Origin of the sequence: Virgibacillus sp. MSJ-26 (assembly GCF_018918075.1) — a bacterium.
GTDB lineage: Bacteria > Bacillota > Bacilli > Bacillales > Amphibacillaceae > MSJ-26.
Window position 1 is genome coordinate 115810 of sequence record NZ_JAHLPW010000006.1, and the last position, 17402, is coordinate 133211.

Below are 17402 nucleotides of genomic sequence, written 5' to 3' on the forward strand. Positions count from 1 at the left end.
GAAAACTCCTATATTATAATACTTCTACCTATTATTTAATATTCCTGCTAGATTTTCAAAAATTATTTTAAAATCTTCATTTAACGACTGAGGCGATATATCATACCAAGTTACATTAAGTTTATTTTTAAACCAAGTATACTGTCTCTTCGCATATCTTCGTGAATTTCGCTTTAATAATTCAATCGCCCTTTCCAAGTCATATTCGCCCTTATAATAGGGGATAAACTCTTTATAACCTATGGCTTGCATTGATTGGCTTGACTCTAAGTTTTGATTTAGCAAGGATTCTACCTCGTTTAGAAGCCCTTCTTCTATCATTTCGTCAACTCGATTGTTTATTCTCTCGTATAAAACCTTACGCTCCATTTCTAAACCAATGAAAATAAGATTATACGGAGAATCTTTTCGTTGATTGTCTTGATATTCAGACATAGTCAATCCTGTTGTTTCATAGATTTCTAAAGCTCTGATGACACGTCTATGATTATTAGGATGAATTTTACTAGCCTGTATAGGATCTATTTCAGTCAGTCGCTGATACAGCGGTGTTATACCAAATCGCTCAAGTTCTTCTTCAAGTTTATTCACAACTTCCCTGTTTCGTTCCTGCTTTGCGAAATTATAATCATATAAAGCAGCCTGAATATAGAGACCACTACCTCCTACAATTATAGGTGTTTTTTTTCTATCAATAATTTTCTTTATGTATGATTGGACATGTGACTGGAAATCAGCTACCGTAAAAGGTTCATTAGGGTCTCTAATATCAATCATATAATGTGGGATGCCTTGTTTTTCTTCAGGTTTTATTTTTGCGGTGCCAATGTCCATTCCTCTATAAACCTGCATCGAATCGCCGCTAATGATTTCTCCACCAAATTTTTTTGCTAAATTAATACTTAATTGGGTTTTGCCTACTGCAGTAGGACCCACTATTGCAATTACTGTTTGCTTCATTCTCGCTACCCCTAATAAATAGCTAAACAAGATGCTAAGAAATGCCAACATCTTGTTAGCAGATTATTTGTCTTGATTTTGATAAGCGGACAACATCCAGATATATTTCTCGTAATCTTGCTGTAGACCTATAAGCAAGTCTAAGGTTGGTTCATCTTTATTTTCTTCAGCAAGAGGAATGCCTTGTTCCTTTATTTCAGATACGAGTTGGTTATAATCTTCAAGAAGTTGCTCAATCATTTCTTCTTCCGTATCATCCGCGCTTGCTTCAACTAGAGTCGATTCTTCTAGATACTTCGACATAGTCGCTAGTGGCTTTCCTTGAATCATCAGTACTCGTTCAGCTACCTCGTCCAGGTCATTTCCAAATTTCTTGTACATATCTTCAAACACTGTATGCAACTGAAAGAAATGCATTCCTTTTACAAACCAGTGGTAACGGTGAAGTTTCACATACATGACGAAATGATTTGACAATAATTGATTTAAAAAGTTAATCAGTTTTTGATTATCCATAGCTAAACTACTCCTTATCATTTTATTAATTATTTTGCGCTTTTCAGAGGAATTTATACATTATCTACATAACACGCTTAAACATCTTTTCTAATTCATAAGATGTGAAATGAATAATCACTGGTCGGCCATGTGGGCACGTAAATGGATCTGTTGTTTGTCTTAGATCTTCTAGCAGTTTAAACATATCGTCGTAGTTCAGATAGTGATTCGCTTTAATTGATCTCTTACATGACATTAAAATAGCCACTTCTTCTCTAATCAATTCAACATTAATTTTATTTTCTCTAATAATTTGCTCTACCATATCTCTAATGATTTCCTCTTCCAATCCTTTAGGAAACCAAGTTGGACAGGAGCGGACAATATAGGTCTGGGAGCCGAAACTTTCCAAAAAGAGACCCGTTTTTTCTAGTTCTTCTTTATATTTATCAATAAAAATAGCTTCTTTCTTTGAAAATTCAAATGTGAGCGGGATGAGTAATTCTTGGGACTGATTTATTGTTTTCCCCAATTTTTCTTTAAAAAACTCATACTTAATTCTTTCTTGAGCTGCATGTTGATCAATCATATAAAGTCCATGTTCGTTTTGAGCCATAATATAGGTACCATGTAACTGACCGATGGGATAAATGACTGGAACTCTTTGAACTGAATTAGTTGTAATTTCATCATAAATAGGTTGTTCTTGTTTTTCTTCAGAAGGAGTAAGTCTGCTAGAACTGGAAGTATCTTTTTCTGGTGTATCTCTAGGATAAGTATTTTCAAAATTAGGTGTCTCTTCTATTGTCTTTCGCTCATATATTGTGTGTTTGTCAGCCGATAAATCAAAAGAAGATCTATAATTAGAATTTAATGGTAAAGTCTCTTGTTCCGATTGTTTAGGTCGATTGTTAGTATGTTCCATTTCAGGTATTAAGGAAGTTTTCCTAAACGTTTCTTTAATTGTTGATTCCACCAGATTGCTTAGCTCTTTTTCTTTACTAAATCTTACTTCAAGTTTGGTTGGATGGACATTAACATCAACTAAAATAGGATCCATTTGAATGGCGATAACCACAATTGGATATCTGCCAATTGGTAACAACGTGTGGTATGCTCTAATGATTGCTTGATTTAATGGTATACTTTTAATGTAGCGTCCATTAATGACGGTAGTGATGTAAGATCTAGAAGCACGAGTTACTTCAGGCTTAGCAATGAAACCAGATAATTTAAAATCTAAGTTCTCTTCTTGTATTGGCAACATTTTTCGCGCTATATTCATGCCGTATATATTAGCAATCACTTGTAGTGGATCTCCAGTTCCAGTCGTTTTAAATAAAGGCTTATCATTATGCATGACCTCGAAGCGGATATCGGAATGAGACAAAGCTAAGCGATTTAATAAGTCAGTTATATGCCCCAATTCAGTATGGATTGTCTTCATATATTTTAAACGAGCTGGTGTATTAAAAAATAAGTCAGATACTAAAATTTCAGTACCCTTCCTTGCATTACACTTATTTTTTGCAGTAACTTTACCACCTTCTAGTATAAGCTGAGTCCCAGCTTCTTCGCCTAAAGATGATTGAACCACTAAACGACTAACTGATGCGATACTAGCTAAAGCTTCTCCTCGAAATCCTAGTGTACGAACATGAAACAAATCATTTTCATTTTTTATTTTACTGGTCGCATGTCGAAGAAAAGCTTTTTCGCAGTCAGATGCTGTCATCCCGTCACCGTTATCAATCACTCTTATTTGTTCGAGTCCAGCCTCTTTTAGTTCGATTTTAATCCAAGTACTCCCAGCGTCAATGCTGTTTTCTACTAGTTCTTTGACTACAGAGGCTGGTCTTTCAACCACTTCACCAGCCGCTATTTTATTTGCTAATAAATCAGGCATCTGAGTTATTTCCATTCTCTCACCCTTTCTTCATCAATATTATTATTATTTCTGTTTAGCTTTTTTCTGAAGACGGTATAGCTCATTCATTGCTTCTAAGGGTGTCAATTCTAATAAATTAATATTTTTCAATTGTTCTACAAGGTTATTTCTATAATCATTTGTTTGTTCTTTCGGTTTCTCTTTTTCTTCTTCAGCAAAAAAGGATAGTTGAGCCGTCTCCTCTTTTGTTTGCACTGATTGAAGCTGAGTTTTATTTTCAAGCTCTCCTAAAATAGAGTTTGCTCGTTCAATTAATGTACTGGGTAAACCTGCTAAATTAGCCACATGGATACCGTAACTTTGGTCGGCTGCACCTTCTTGAATTTGATGAAGAAAAACTACATTTCCATGATGTTCTTCAGCACGAACATGAATATTTTTCAATTTTGGTAAAGATTCTTCTAGGGATGTCAACTCGTGATAATGAGTTGAAAACAAAGTTTTAGAATGAATATTTTGATGAATGTATTCAATTATGGCTTGAGCTAATGCCATTCCATCATAAGTACTTGTTCCCCTGCCTATTTCGTCTAGTAATATAAGACTTCGATCTGTTGCATTTTCTAGTGCATGATTTGCTTCAAGCATTTCGACCATAAAAGTACTTTTACCTGCAACTAAATCATCTGCAGCACCTATTCTCGTAAAAATTTGATCAAAAATTATTAACTCTGCATGATCACTCGGTACAAAACATCCTATTTGAGCCATAATAGCAATTAAAGCGAGCTGCCGCATATAAGTGCTTTTCCCGGACATATTTGGACCTGTAATAAGAAGCATATTAGTGTTTTGATCTAAGGTTACGTCGTTAGGTACATATTCTTCACCGGCCATAACTTGTTCGACAACAGGATGTCTTCCATTTTTAATATGTAAATGGTTTTTTGTAAACTCTGGCCGTCTATAGTTATTATCTTCACTGACCGTAGCGAATGATTGCAGAACATCGATTTCACTTACATTATGAGCAAGGTTTTGAAGTCCAGTAATAAATTCCTTAATCCCATCTCTCACTTCGATGAATAATTTATATTCTAATTCCACACTTTTTTCCTCTGCCTCAAGAATAATTTGTTCCTTTTCTTTTAGCTCATCTGTAATAAACCGCTCCGCATTAGTTAATGTTTGCTTTCGTTCATAACGTCCCTCAGGTAACAAATGAAGGTTAGGTCTAGTAACCTCAATATAATACCCAAAAACTCGGTTAAAACCAATTTTTAATGAACGTATACCCGTTTCTTCTTTTTCTTTTTTCTCAAGTTGTGCAATCCATTTTTTACCATTTTTCGAAGCGTCTCTATAGGTGTCTAACGTGTTATTATAACCGTCTTTAATGATGGAACCCTCTTTGATTGAAATAGGCGGATCATCTACTAAACTGCTATCTAGGAGTTCCATTAAATGTTTAGGATAAACAAGTTCTTTAGCAAGGTTGTTAATTTCCTTAGATTCAATGTTTTGTAGAAGAGTTTTTATTTCTGGAAGTTTTTTCAACGATGTTCTTAGTTGTACCAAATCTTTTGCATTTACGTTTCCGAAAGCAATTCTGCCTGCTAAACGTTCTAAATCATAAACAGATTTTAGCATTTCTCTGAGGGAATCTCGCTCCATAAAATGTGTGAGAAAGCCTTCAACAATATTTAGTCTCTCAATAATCACATTTTTATTTAGTAAGGGACGTTCAACCCATTGCTTCAATAAACGTGATCCCATCGAGGTAATAGTTTTATCTAGCACCCATAGTAGGCTTCCTCGCTTACCTTTTCGTAAAATCGTTTGGGTAAGCTCTAGGTTCCTCTTAGAATACATATCTAAAGCCAAGTAATTTTTAAGTTCGATTACTTGAGCCTGTTGTAAGTGATCAAGAGACCTTTTTTGTGTCTTCTGAATATAATTTAATAATCGACTAAAGGCCTTCATAAGACGTTCATCATTAAGATTTTCACATAAATGGCGATATTCCGCATTAAATGTAACTTCTTCTTGATATGATAACGTAATATTTAAATGCACTTGCAGATAGTGTTGTTTATCAGCCTGTAGATTTGGAGATACTACGATTTCTTTCACAGATTGATTATGTAATTCATGGATCACTGCATCCCAGCCATTTGTAATAAGTATTACCTTATTTTCCCCTGTTGATAGATCATTATAGGCTATAGCATATGATCCATCATCAAAATGAGAAAGACTTGCAATATAGTTATTACTTTGCTCGCTTAGCATGCTGCTTTCCATGACAGTTCCCGGGGTAATCAATTGAACTACTTCTCTTTTAACTACCCCTTTTGCTTGCTTGGGATCTTCCATTTGTTCACATATCGCAACTTTAAAACCTTTATCTACTAAATTCTTAATATAATTTTCTGCTGAGTGATAAGGTACTCCACACATCGGTATAGGCTCTTTTTGCCCAGAATCTCTTTTAGTAAGAGTTATTTCAAGTTCACGGGCAGCTTTTATAGCATCTTCATAAAATAACTCATAAAAATCACCCAAACGAAAAAATAAAAATGAATCTTGATGTTTTGCTTTAATTCTTAAATATTGTTGCATCATTGGTGTCTGCTTTGACATCCTTCGCCCTCCAAAAACACTCTATTATCATTGTATTATATCATATTATGAAAAAAACGGTCGAATCATCCATCCACATCCATTTTAATACTTAAAGAAAAAACTTACGAGAGAAATTACTCTCGTAAGTCAATTAGTCTTTTGATCTAGAACTTAAGATGTTCGGGTTGACATCAGATAATTCATCATCGGTAACTTTTAAATGCCAGTCATCTTCATCGTCAATACTTGCATATCCTTCAGGGTCTACTCTCACAAAAATTCTAGTTTCGCCAATGATTTGAACCAGAAACTCACGTTCAACTTCTACATTGATTTTATGCCCTTTTTTGCTAATATTACATTCTAAGCAATTTGGCTGCTGCAACACCTTACAAATCACATCATAATCATCATTTAAAGAATGCTCATCTTTTACAGCAAGCGGCACTTCATCACGATATGTTACTCTTTCTGTAACAACTTCCGTTTTGGTGTTATCGTTATATGAATACCAAATATTAATGTCGTAGCTTCCGTTAACCTCAACTGTGTCTTTTGATTTTTTCTTGGCGTTATATAAATGATTGATCACCCAGCACCCTAGTATACTTGTAGGTTTATGTGAAGGCGAAATAGTATGGGTTGCCTCGGTAAACTTTTTCCCTTTTCCGCAAACCGCTTTAGTAATTATTTCACGATAATCTTTTTCTAGAAAACTCATAAATACGCCTACCTCCTTCTTTTCATAGTCAGTTTATGCAAGGCAAATACCTAAAGTGAATAATAATGAGAAGAAATTGTAGGCAAAGAATAAGTTAAACATCTATTTTAAAATAAATACTTCCAATATAGATGTTGCAGTGGAAAATCGTGAAAAAATAAAAAACCCAAGGAAAATTTTATTCCCTTGGGTTAAAAATTAATGATCACACGATGGTGTGCTTTTTCGTTTTGAACCTGTTTCACCAGCTAGTACATCGCCACCAGTTGATTCAATCACATTCGTGGTCACTTCCCTGGCAATTGTTCCAGTGACTAGTTGTAAAATATCATTTACAACAATTTGAGTTTCTTTAAATTCTTGAACAACTGGTATCGCATCAATTTCGCTTTGAACACGATCTATTTCAATTTCCACCTTATTTAAAGCTTCTTTTTTCCCATAAGCCTGTAAGTTTACAGCCTGCTTTTGCAGAGCTTTGATTCTTGTCACCAAATGCTGTACTTTTTGATTCTCGTTTATCTTAGCTTCTACTTGTTTAAAGCGATCAATTTCAGGCGTGCTAGCCAACATTGATGCTAAGTGTTTTGCTTCATCTAATATTTCTTTTCTAGTATATTCAGTCATGTTAATTCACCTCAACAGTATTCTCTACCATTACTCCATCCAGGGACCATGTTTTCGCATCAGTAATTTTTACATTTACAATTTCACCAATTGCGGATTTTGGTCCTTTAAAGTTAACAAGTTTATTTCGTTCAGTGTATCCAGCTAAGACATCCGGATCTTTCTTACTTTCTCCTTCCACCAATACTTTTACCGTCTCACCTTGGTAGGCCTTCATCGCTTCAGCAGATTGCTTATTCACCAATTCATTTAGACGATATAGTCGTTGTTTCTTCACTTCCATTGGAACATCATCTTTTCGAGCTGCAGCTGGTGTCCCTTCTCTTGGTGAGTATATGAAAGTGTAAGCCGCCTCAAAACCAACCTCTTCCATTAGGGTCATTGTTTCTTCAAATTGCTCGTCTGTCTCATTCGGAAAACCAACAATGATATCCGTAGTTAATGTGGCATTAGGCATAGCTTTTTTAATTTTACGGACGAGCTCTAAATAGCTTTCTCTTGTATACTTACGATTCATTTTACGAAGCACCTCGCTACTTCCAGATTGAACTGGCAAGTGAATATGATCGAGTAGGTTTCCACCTTTTGCAAGTACTTCAATTAAACGATCATCAAAATCACGTGGGTGTGAGGTGGTGAATCTAATTCGCGGGATATCTATTTTACTGAGATCTTCCATTAAATCACCAAGACCGTACTCCGTGTCTTCAAAATCTTTACCGTAAGCATTAACATTTTGACCTAGTAATGTAATTTCTTTATAACCACTGGCTGCAAGATGTCTTACTTCTTGAATAATATCTTCTGGAAGACGGCTTCTTTCTTTCCCACGTGTCATTGGAACAATACAGTAAGTACAAAACTTATCGCAACCATACATAATATTAACCCAAGCTTTAACCTTACCTCGACGGACTTTAGGAAGGTTCTCAATAATATCCCCTTCTTTTGACCACACTTCGACCACATTAGCTTTTGAAAACATTGCTTCTTTGACAAGATGTGGTAAACGGTGAATATTATGAGTACCGAATATTAAATCGACATGTTGATGCTTTTGCATGATTCGATTGACAACTGATTCTTGCTGAGACATACAGCCACATACACCTAAAATTAGATCGGGATTTTCTAATTTCAGAGGTTTAAGATGTCCAATTTCACCAAAGACTTTGTTTTCTGCGTTTTCTCTAATAGCACAAGTGTTTAACAGAATGATATCTGCTTTATTTGTATCATCTGTCGACTCATACCCCATCTCTGTTAGGATCCCAGCCATAACCTCAGTATCATGCTCGTTCATTTGACAACCATATGTACGTATTAAAAATTTCTTTCCTTCTCCGATAGATTTCATATCTTCAGGGATATCAAAATCATAATGAACGTCTACTTCTTCCCGTCCACGTTTTCTTGCTTTATTTATATTAGGCGGCTGATAAGTCGTTTCAAAATATTTGGCGAAGTCAGCACTTGTTTTTTCATGAAGTGGTTTGTCCTGACCGGATTTTCTGTCCGCGGCATCTACCTGATTAATTTGTGCTTGTTCTTTACGTTGCTCTTCGTTCATTTAATAATCTCCTTTCTTTAACTATGAAAGTAAACATAGATATACATTATTAAAGTATAAACCTTACAAAATAACATTACAAGCTTATTATCAAAAAGGAGCCTTAGTTTGTTAAGTTTTTGTTAAGAGAATAACAAAACGACTGTTCCGTTGATCGGAACAGTCATTTTATTCAATCCTATTCTTTTCCCATACCTCGCATAAATGTGAGGAGCATTGCAATACTACGGTTAATTTCCGGTTCTTTTAATGCTTTAATCATCTTTGTGTAAGATATCTTTTCATCTTCATCTGTCGCAAGGGCTTCTTCCATACCTACATTGACCCTACTGGTTATTTCTTTAAAACGCTGAAAATCTAAATCACCTATCAAGAATAATAAATCTCCAGCATTTTCTAGTATTGAGGCATATTGTTCCTTGTTTAGTTCTTGCATTATATTCTCTAGTCCAACTTCCTTCTTTTTTACTAGAGCATTTAAAAAGTCTAACGTTCTATTTTCATTAATCGTAGCGAGTAAGTTGATACCTTTTAAAATTGCTTCTTTATTATCACTTACCGCACTTTCTACTTCCTTTAAATTTCTTTTCTTTATTTCTTGCTCAGAAACTTGAATCCTCTTTATACTTGTTATTTGCTTAGCCATCTTGTTTCACCCTACTTCCTGGGAAAGTATAATCATCTCTCTCCCATTTTTTCTCAACTTGCACACTAATCTGCGGTTGTCTATTTCCCCTGCGGTGATTATGAGATGGCAATGGGCTTTTCCCTTTCTTAGTAATAACTTCCATTTTAACCGCAACTTCTTTAAATGCAGGAGTATTTGTATCCTTATCTACGCTATTATCCGTAAGATAGTTAACAGCCGACTTACCTACCGCATTAAGAGGGACGTACAATTCTTTTCCGGTAACACGTTCTGTCACATGGACAACACCATGTGCTTCACCAGCTTTTGAGATCAGTTTAACTTCTGCCCCTTCTTGAACTCCCCGTTCTTTAGCCAATTCAGGAGAAATTTCTATGAAGGATGTAGGCATTTCTCGAATTAAACCCGGTGATTTGAACGTCATATTCCCTTCATGGAAGTGTTCCAAAACACGACCGTTATTGACATGTAAATCATACTCTCCGTCTGTATCATACACTAGTTCAAAATCAAGAGAAAACAGTTTAGCCTTCTCATCCTCAAATGGGAAACCACCCTCGAATAGTAATGGAGTATCTGTACCATCTTCCTCAACAGGCCATTGTAAGCTGTTATACCCTTCCAATAAAGTATAATCTACCCCCGCGAATAATGGAGCAAGATCAGCACTTTCAGCCATAATTTCAGAAGGGTGAGAGTAACTCCAGTCATGTCCCATCGTGTTTGCTAATTCCTTAATGATTTGCCAATCCGGTTTCGATTCACCTACAGGATCTAAAACTTTATAAAGTCTTTGAATTCTTCTTTCCGTGTTCACAAAGGTTCCATCCTTCTCTAAGCTAGGCACAGCTGGTAGAACAACGTCTGCAAATTCGGCTGTATGTGTTAAGAATAAATCCTGTACAACAAAGAAATCCAATTTTTCAAGTGCGGCTGTAACATAGTTGATATTGGAATCAACAATGCCAATGTCTTCACCTTTGAGATAAAGTGATTTAAGTTTACCTTCGTGAATAGCACCGATCATTTCATGATTGTCTTTTCCAGCTTCACTTGAAATATCAACATTCCATGCTTTTTCATAACGCTTGCGAGCATTATCATCACTAACCATCTCATAGCCCGGGAAGTAGTTTGGCATGCTTCCAAAATCACTAGCACCTTGTACGTTATTATGACCTCTCAATGGATAAGCGCCTGTACCATGACGCATATAATTTCCTGTGATTAATAATAAGTTGGAGATAGCTGTACTTGTGTCCGCCCCAAGAGTATGCTGTGTGACACCCATTGCCCAGCAAATTGCAACTTTATCAACATTCGCTATTTGTTCGGCTACTTGCTTAAGATCACCTTGAGAGATTCCTGTCATATCTTCAGCATATGTGAGCGTGAACTTTTCTAGACTTTTTTTATAATCATCAAATCCATTGACCCATTTATCAATAAACGCACGGTCTTCCCAACCTTGGTCAATGATATATTTCGTAACTGCTGATAACCACACTAGGTCTGTACCACTTTTAGGTGAGTAAAACCGATCAGCACGATCACCCATTTCATGTTTACGAAGGTCAAATACATAAAGCTTCTGTCCGAATAACTTCTGAGAACGCTTTATCCGAGAAGCTAATACGGGATGAGATTCTGCTGTATTTGAACCTATAGTGATAACTAAATCTGCTTCAGCGATATCATCAATTGACCCGGAATCTCCACCGTGTCCTACAGTTCTAAATAACCCTTTTGTAGCTGGGGTCTGACAGTAACGTGAACAATTATCTATATTATTCGTGCCGATAACTTGTCTCGCAAATTTTTGCATAAGATAAGATTCTTCATTTGTGGCTTTAGAAGAGGCAATAAAGCCAAGTGAATCTGAACCATTTTCCTCTTTAATCTCATTGAATTTACTAGCTACATAATTTAATGCTTCTTCCCACTCAACCTCAACGAAAGTGTCGTCTTTTCTAATGAGTGGCTTCGTTAAGCGCTCTTCCGAATTAACATAATCCCAGCCGAACTTTCCTTTCACACAAGTTGAAATACCGTTTGCAGGTGAATCTTTCTGTGGTTGTATTTTTAATATTTCCCTATCTTTTGTCCACACATCAAAGGTACAACCCACACCGCAATAAGTACAGACTGTTTTTGTTTTTTCGATTCGTTCTTCTCTCATTGCAGCTTCTGTATCTGAAACTGCAAATAAAGGGCCGTAACCGGTTTCAGCCTTTTTGGTGACATCAATCATTGATCTAAGTAATCCAGGTTTATGATCTGACATATATCCCGCTTCCCCTACCATTGATGTCTCCATCAAAGCATTACACGGGCAAACTGTTACACATTGACCACAGCTAACACAAGAAGACTGATCAATTGGAACATCATTGTCCCAAATGACTCTTGGCTGTTCCCTGTCCCAGTCTATCAATAGTGTTTCATTCACCTGAACATCTTGGCAGACTTCAACACAGCGTCCACACAAGATACACTGATCAGGGTCATATCTATAAAAAGAGCTTGAGTTATCAATTTCATAAGGTTTTGGTTTAAATGGGCGTGATTGGTGTTCAAGTCCGAATTCTGCAACTGTGTTATGTATCTCACAGTCCCCATTATTGTAATCACATACTGTGCAGTATAGTTCATGCTTCTCTAATATTCTATCCAAAGCTTCTTTTTGAGCATCATGGACTGGTTCAAAATTCGTATTGACTTCCATAGTAGCTTGAACCTTTGTACCGCAAGCCCTTACAATCTCCCCATCTACTTCAACCATGCATGTATCACATGTTTGAATTGGACCTAAAGCTTCGTTATAACAAATTTGCGGAATAGAAAGATCTGCTGAATTAATTAAATCGAGCAGGTTTTGTCCTGGTGACGCTAAATACTCCTTTCCATTAATTGTAACAACTATATGTTCATCCAATCTAAATCCTCCTTTATCCCTAATAGTTACCTAACTAACCTCATTTTTAAAGATAAGTACCCGTCTTTAGCTACTTTAAAACTAACTTTTCTTAATAAAGGAAAAACCTTCCTAGTTGTAAGGAAGGTTATAAATTCTATGATGTCTCAATTAAGTATTCAATTTTATCTTGGTTCCACAATTAATTTAATCGCCGTCCGCTCTTCATTATCAATCATAATATCAGTAAATGCCGGGATACAAATTAAATCAACTCCACTCGGTGCTACAAACCCGCGTGCAATTGCTACAGCCTTCACTGCTTGGTTTAATGCTCCTGCCCCAATAGCTTGTATTTCTGCTGTACCTCGTTCACGTAAAACATTTGCAAGTGCTCCTGCTACTGAATTTGGATTTGACTTCGCTGAAACTTTTAATATATCCACTCCTAGTACCTCCTTCATTTCCTAATGTAGTTCTATAATAACTATATTCTTTAGGGCGATTGCTTATTACCTTTATTATGCAGGAGATAAAATAAAAATTCAAATACTCAGAAAAGAAACTTATTGTTTGCTATGAAGGATGTTTTTATATAAGGCATAGGGTTTCACATACACATCCCATCTCTATGGCATCTCTATGGCAACACTTGCAACATTATAAAATCATTTTTACTGGACTCTACCGTTATTTATAATAAAAATGGATGGTCATCATTAATTATTATCCGCTCAATCTTTGTGGATTTACCACTTTTTGGGTCTATTGTAATGAATACCCCGTTTAATTGATTTCTACCTTTTTCATCTACTTCAAAACGTGCCGGTAATCCATTCAAAAAGCGATTGATTACCACATTCCTGTCCATCCCTAAGATGCTATCATAAGGGCCAGTCATCCCCACATCAGTTATATAAGCTGTCCCTTTAGGTAAAATACGATCATCAGCAGTCTGTGTATGGGTATGGGTTCCTACAACACTGCTAACTAACCCATCCACATACCATCCAAAAGCCTGCTTTTCACTGGTTGCCTCTCCATGGAAATCCACAAAGATAATATTAGTCCGTTTCTTTGCTTCTTTAATTAATGAGTCAAATTTTTTAAAAGGATCATCTGAAGGGGGAAGAAAGGTGCGTCCTTGCAGATTAATAACTGCGACTTCCGTATTATTTATATTAATAAAGGTCATTCCTTTTCCTGGATTATTTTCAGGAAAATTGGCTGGTCGAACCATATTTTTTGCTTCATCTATAAATTCAAAAATCTCCTTTTTGTCCCACGTATGGTTACCCATCGTAATTACATCTGCTCCAGATTCTAAAAGTTGTTTATAGATTTTCTTGGTGATTCCTTTACCACCGGCTGAATTCTCACCATTTATAATTGTCAAATTTGGTTTATATTTTTCTTTTAGTTTAGGTAAATATTCTCGAACCATTTTTCTTCCAGGTGCACCGACAACATCACCTAAAAATAGTATTTTCATATTAAAATTCATCCTTTACACTCTAGCTAACACGGAAGCGGTTACCTATTAATATTTCTAGTTTTTCACAATCTATATATAAAGTCAAAACATAAGGAACAAAAGCGAAAGCACCTGTTTAGCAACGTACAAGTTAGAGAAGACTTAACAAGATAAAGGTGAACCTTAGAGCAAAGCGATTCGAGTTCGACATATCGTAGAAAGAAATTCGAAGTTTGAAATTGCATTACTCGTCCATCAAAAAGCATTGCTAGTACTTTAATGCCAGCTATCTAGCCTGCTAGTTGCTGGGCGCCTGCGCTATACGTAGCCAATTCAACATAATGTTATCCACAGGAGTTTTAATATTATAGTCTCCTAGATCGCAAAGAAAAAAGATAAAAGCAATGGTTACATTGCTTTTATCTTTTTATTTAGCATACTCAACCGATCTCGTTTCTCTTATAACGGTAACTTTGATATGGCCTGGATAATCAAGTTCACTTTCAATTTGTTTTCGAATATCTCTCGCAATGCGTACAGATTCAAGATCATCAATTTCATCTGGTTTAACCATTATGCGAATCTCTCTACCTGCTTGAATTGCAAATGACTTTTCCACGCCTGTGAATGACTCCGAAATTTCTTCAAGCTTTTCTAATCTTCTAATATAATTTTCCAATGTTTCACTTCTTGCACCAGGGCGAGCTGCTGATAAGGCATCCGCTGCTGCGACTAATACAGAAATGATTGAAGTAGGCTCTTCGTCTCCATGATGTGAGGCGATAGAGTTGATCACTACTTCATGTTCTTTATATTTCATAGCTAATTCTTTACCAATTTCAACATGACTTCCTTCAACTTCATGATCTATTGCTTTTCCGATGTCATGAAGTAAACCAGCTCTTCTTGCTAATGATATATCTTCTCCGAGTTCCGCAGCTAATAATCCGGCAAGATAAGCTACTTCTGTGGAGTGCTTTAACACATTTTGACCATAGCTAGTACGATACTTTAGACGTCCAAGTATTTTAATTAAATCAGGATGTAACCCGTGAACATTGACTTCAAATGTCGTCTCTTCACCAATTTCTCGAATATGTTCATCAACATCCCGTCTGGCCTTATCTACCATTTCTTCAATCCTTGCAGGGTGGATTCTTCCATCTTGTACAAGTCGTTCAAGGGCAATTCGAGCAATTTCCCTACGAATTGGATCAAATCCAGATAATATTACAGCTTCAGGCGTATCATCAATAATCAAATCAATACCAGTTAACGTCTCTAGCGTCCGAATGTTTCTGCCTTCCCTACCAATAATCCGTCCTTTCATTTCATCATTTGGTAAGTTAACAACCGAAACAGTTGTCTCAGCAACGTGGTCTGCAGCACAACGCTGTATAGCAAGGGAAAGAATATTTTTAGCTTTCTTATCAGCGTCTTCTTTCGTACGATTTTCTACTTCTTTTATCATAAGCGCTGATTCATGTGCTAAATCTTTTTCAATCCGGTCTAAAATGACTTGGCGTGCCTGGTCAGTAGTGTATCCCGAAATGCGCTCAAGCTCGGTTTGCTGCTCATTTAACATAGCTTCCACTTTGCTTTCCATTTCTTCAATTTGTTGTTGTTGTTCTGCTAGAGAATGTTCTCGTTTCTCTAACAAGAGTTCACGCTTATCAAGCGTCTCACTCCTTCTATCCAGATTTTCTTCTTTTTGTATCAGGCGATTCTCTTGTGTTTGTACTTCATTTCTATGTTCGCGCAATTCATTTTCAGCCTGCTGACGAAGTTTGTGGTTCTCTTCCTTCGCCTCTAGAAGTGCCTCTTTCTTAGCGGCTTCTGCATTTCGATTTGCTTCATCAACTATTTGTTTAGCTAGTGTTTCTGCACTAGAAATCTTAGCTTCCGCAATAGATTTACGAATCAAATAACCAACAACAATACCGACGAGTAGGACTAGGGCAAGCAAAATGGAGATGATTAAAGGATTGTCCATATTTTCACCTCCCATTGCTATAAAATTGTTAAATACATTATTGTCGGCATTACCATATTCAAGGAATAAAATAACGTAATGTATAATAAATATATAAAATTATACAATTTAATTTTAATTGTCTATCAAGTTATTGTCAAGGAAACGTCACAAGCATTTCGGATTATTTTATCATTTTATCAACATATCTTATAACAATACTATACTGTCAGATGTTTTCTACAACCTTACTTAATTTTGTAATTTAATCGAAAAATTTATTATAATATAAAAAAATCCCTTACTAATTCAAAGTAAGAGACTTTGTTTCAAATTATACATCTAAGCTTTCTTGACCCACTTCATCTGACTCTTTTTCTTCTTTACCTTCGTCATCTAAATTATAGTGCATTCTGATAGCTTGATGAATCTCGTCCATCATATCTGGATTTTCTTTTAAAAATTGCTTAGCATTTTCTCGGCCCTGTCCCAATCTTTCTTTATTATAAGAATACCATGCTCCACTTTTTGTAACGATATCAAGGTCAGAGCCAATATCGAGAATTTCACCCTCTTTAGAAATGCCCTCTCCATACATAATATCAACTTCTGCTTGTTTAAATGGTGGCGCTACTTTGTTTTTTACTACTTTAATCCTTGCTCTATTTCCTACCATATCATTACCTTGTTTTAACGTTTCCGCACGGCGTACTTCTAATCTAACAGATGAATAGAATTTAAGGGCACGTCCACCTGGCGTTGTTTCAGGATTACCAAACATAACTCCAACTTTTTCACGGATCTGGTTAATGAAAATAGCTGTTGTATTTGATTTATTAATGGCACCCGACAGTTTTCTGAGTGCTTGTGACATTAATCTTGCCTGCAGACCAACATGGGCATCTCCCATTTCACCTTCAATTTCAGCTTTTGGTACTAATGCTGCTACTGAATCAACTGCAATAATGTCCACAGCACCACTACGAACAAGTGCCTCAGCTATTTCTAATGCTTGCTCACCTGTATCAGGCTGAGATAAAAGCAATTCCTCTATATTAACACCAAGAGCTCTTGCGTACGTAGGGTCAAGCGCATGTTCTGCGTCAATAAATGCTGCTTGACCACCTTGTTTTTGCGCTTCAGCTATCGCGTGGAGAGCAACAGTCGTTTTTCCTGAGGATTCAGGACCATAAATTTCAATGACACGCCCCCTTGGATACCCGCCAATTCCAAGTGCTACATCTAAAGCCAATGATCCACTGGGGATTGTAGCAATTTTCTGTATCTCATTCTCGCCTAATTTCATAATTGAACCTTTACCAAATTGTTTCTCTATTTGTCTTAAAGCCATGTCTAAAGCTTGTTTTCTATCACTCAATGAAACTACCTCCTTTTATTCCTATTTACATCATACATTGTTTTATCCTTTTTGCCAAGAAAAACAGAATAAACGTTCCCCTTGTTTTAGTGAGTTTTTAAACTTGAAAATTCTATTTTCAAGTAT

Annotated in this window: 13 protein-coding genes; all 13 read right to left on the reverse strand. The window is 36.1% G+C overall.

The window, feature by feature from the left end; all coding sequences use genetic code 11:
* Positions 1 to 24 precede the first annotated feature (24 nt).
* Complete coding sequence (miaA, locus tag KQI49_RS07600; protein WP_216487770.1) at positions 25 to 960, reverse strand: tRNA (adenosine(37)-N6)-dimethylallyltransferase MiaA; 936 nt, start codon at positions 958 to 960, stop codon at positions 25 to 27.
* A 63-nt stretch (positions 961 to 1023) separates the two neighbouring features.
* A complete protein-coding gene (locus tag KQI49_RS07605; protein ID WP_216487771.1) occupies positions 1024 to 1476 on the reverse strand; it encodes a Dps family protein in 453 nt (150 codons plus the stop codon).
* A gap of 64 nt (positions 1477 to 1540) precedes the next feature.
* A complete protein-coding gene (gene mutL / locus KQI49_RS07610) occupies positions 1541 to 3379 on the reverse strand; it encodes a DNA mismatch repair endonuclease MutL (RefSeq protein ID WP_216487772.1) in 1839 nt (612 codons plus the stop codon).
* Between the two features lie 30 nt (positions 3380 to 3409).
* The gene (mutS, locus tag KQI49_RS07615) at positions 3410 to 5989 is read right to left on the reverse strand and encodes a DNA mismatch repair protein MutS (RefSeq protein ID WP_216487773.1); all 2580 of its coding nucleotides are present in this window, start codon (positions 5987 to 5989) and stop codon (positions 3410 to 3412) included.
* 133 nt (positions 5990 to 6122) lie between these two features.
* Positions 6123 to 6692 (reverse strand): outer spore coat protein CotE, encoded by a 570-nt coding sequence (gene cotE / locus KQI49_RS07620; protein WP_216487774.1) that lies wholly within the window; start codon positions 6690 to 6692, stop codon positions 6123 to 6125.
* A 198-nt stretch (positions 6693 to 6890) separates the two neighbouring features.
* Positions 6891 to 7319, reverse strand: coding sequence for a YlbF/YmcA family competence regulator (locus KQI49_RS07625; protein WP_216487775.1), 429 nt, complete (start codon positions 7317 to 7319; stop codon positions 6891 to 6893).
* 1 nt (position 7320) lies between these two features.
* Entirely contained in the window at positions 7321 to 8889 is a 1569-nt protein-coding gene (miaB, locus tag KQI49_RS07630; RefSeq protein WP_216487776.1) for a tRNA (N6-isopentenyl adenosine(37)-C2)-methylthiotransferase MiaB, read from the reverse strand.
* A gap of 178 nt (positions 8890 to 9067) precedes the next feature.
* Positions 9068 to 9535, reverse strand: a complete 468-nt coding sequence (locus KQI49_RS07635) for a helical membrane plugin domain-containing protein (protein WP_216487777.1) — start codon at positions 9533 to 9535, stop codon at positions 9068 to 9070.
* Complete coding sequence (gene fdhF / locus KQI49_RS07640) at positions 9528 to 12473, reverse strand: formate dehydrogenase subunit alpha (RefSeq protein WP_216487778.1); 2946 nt, start codon at positions 12471 to 12473, stop codon at positions 9528 to 9530. Before fdhF ends, KQI49_RS07635 begins: the two co-directional genes overlap by 8 nt.
* Before the next feature lie 164 nt (positions 12474 to 12637).
* On the reverse strand, positions 12638 to 12898 hold the full coding sequence (locus KQI49_RS07645) for a stage V sporulation protein S (protein WP_026906194.1): 261 nt from the start codon (positions 12896 to 12898) through the stop codon (positions 12638 to 12640).
* Between the two features lie 248 nt (positions 12899 to 13146).
* Positions 13147 to 13944 (reverse strand): TIGR00282 family metallophosphoesterase, encoded by a 798-nt coding sequence (locus tag KQI49_RS07650; RefSeq protein WP_216487779.1) that lies wholly within the window; start codon positions 13942 to 13944, stop codon positions 13147 to 13149.
* Positions 13945 to 14353: 409 nt separating this feature from the next.
* Positions 14354 to 15919 (reverse strand): ribonuclease Y, encoded by a 1566-nt coding sequence (gene rny / locus KQI49_RS07655; RefSeq protein ID WP_216487780.1) that lies wholly within the window; start codon positions 15917 to 15919, stop codon positions 14354 to 14356.
* Between the two features lie 313 nt (positions 15920 to 16232).
* Entirely contained in the window at positions 16233 to 17276 is a 1044-nt protein-coding gene (gene recA / locus KQI49_RS07660) for a recombinase RecA (RefSeq protein ID WP_216487781.1), read from the reverse strand.
* Positions 17277 to 17402 lie beyond the last annotated feature (126 nt).

Coding starts and splice junctions, on each gene's coding strand:
- KQI49_RS07605 (WP_216487771.1), bottom strand. CDS start 1,476: ATGGATAATCAAAAACTGATTAACTTTTTAAATCAATTATTGTCAAAT.
- KQI49_RS07625 (WP_216487775.1), bottom strand. CDS start 7,319: ATGACTGAATATACTAGAAAAGAAATATTAGATGAAGCAAAACACTTA.
- mutS (WP_216487773.1), bottom strand. CDS start 5,989: ATGTCAAAGCAGACACCAATGATGCAACAATATTTAAGAATTAAAGCA.
- cotE (WP_216487774.1), bottom strand. CDS start 6,692: ATGAGTTTTCTAGAAAAAGATTATCGTGAAATAATTACTAAAGCGGTT.
- miaA (WP_216487770.1), bottom strand. CDS start 960: ATGAAGCAAACAGTAATTGCAATAGTGGGTCCTACTGCAGTAGGCAAA.
- KQI49_RS07650 (WP_216487779.1), bottom strand. CDS start 13,944: ATGAAAATACTATTTTTAGGTGATGTTGTCGGTGCACCTGGAAGAAAA.
- miaB (WP_216487776.1), bottom strand. CDS start 8,889: ATGAACGAAGAGCAACGTAAAGAACAAGCACAAATTAATCAGGTAGAT.
- rny (WP_216487780.1), bottom strand. CDS start 15,919: ATGGACAATCCTTTAATCATCTCCATTTTGCTTGCCCTAGTCCTACTC.
- KQI49_RS07635 (WP_216487777.1), bottom strand. CDS start 9,535: ATGGCTAAGCAAATAACAAGTATAAAGAGGATTCAAGTTTCTGAGCAA.
- mutL (WP_216487772.1), bottom strand. CDS start 3,379: ATGGAAATAACTCAGATGCCTGATTTATTAGCAAATAAAATAGCGGCT.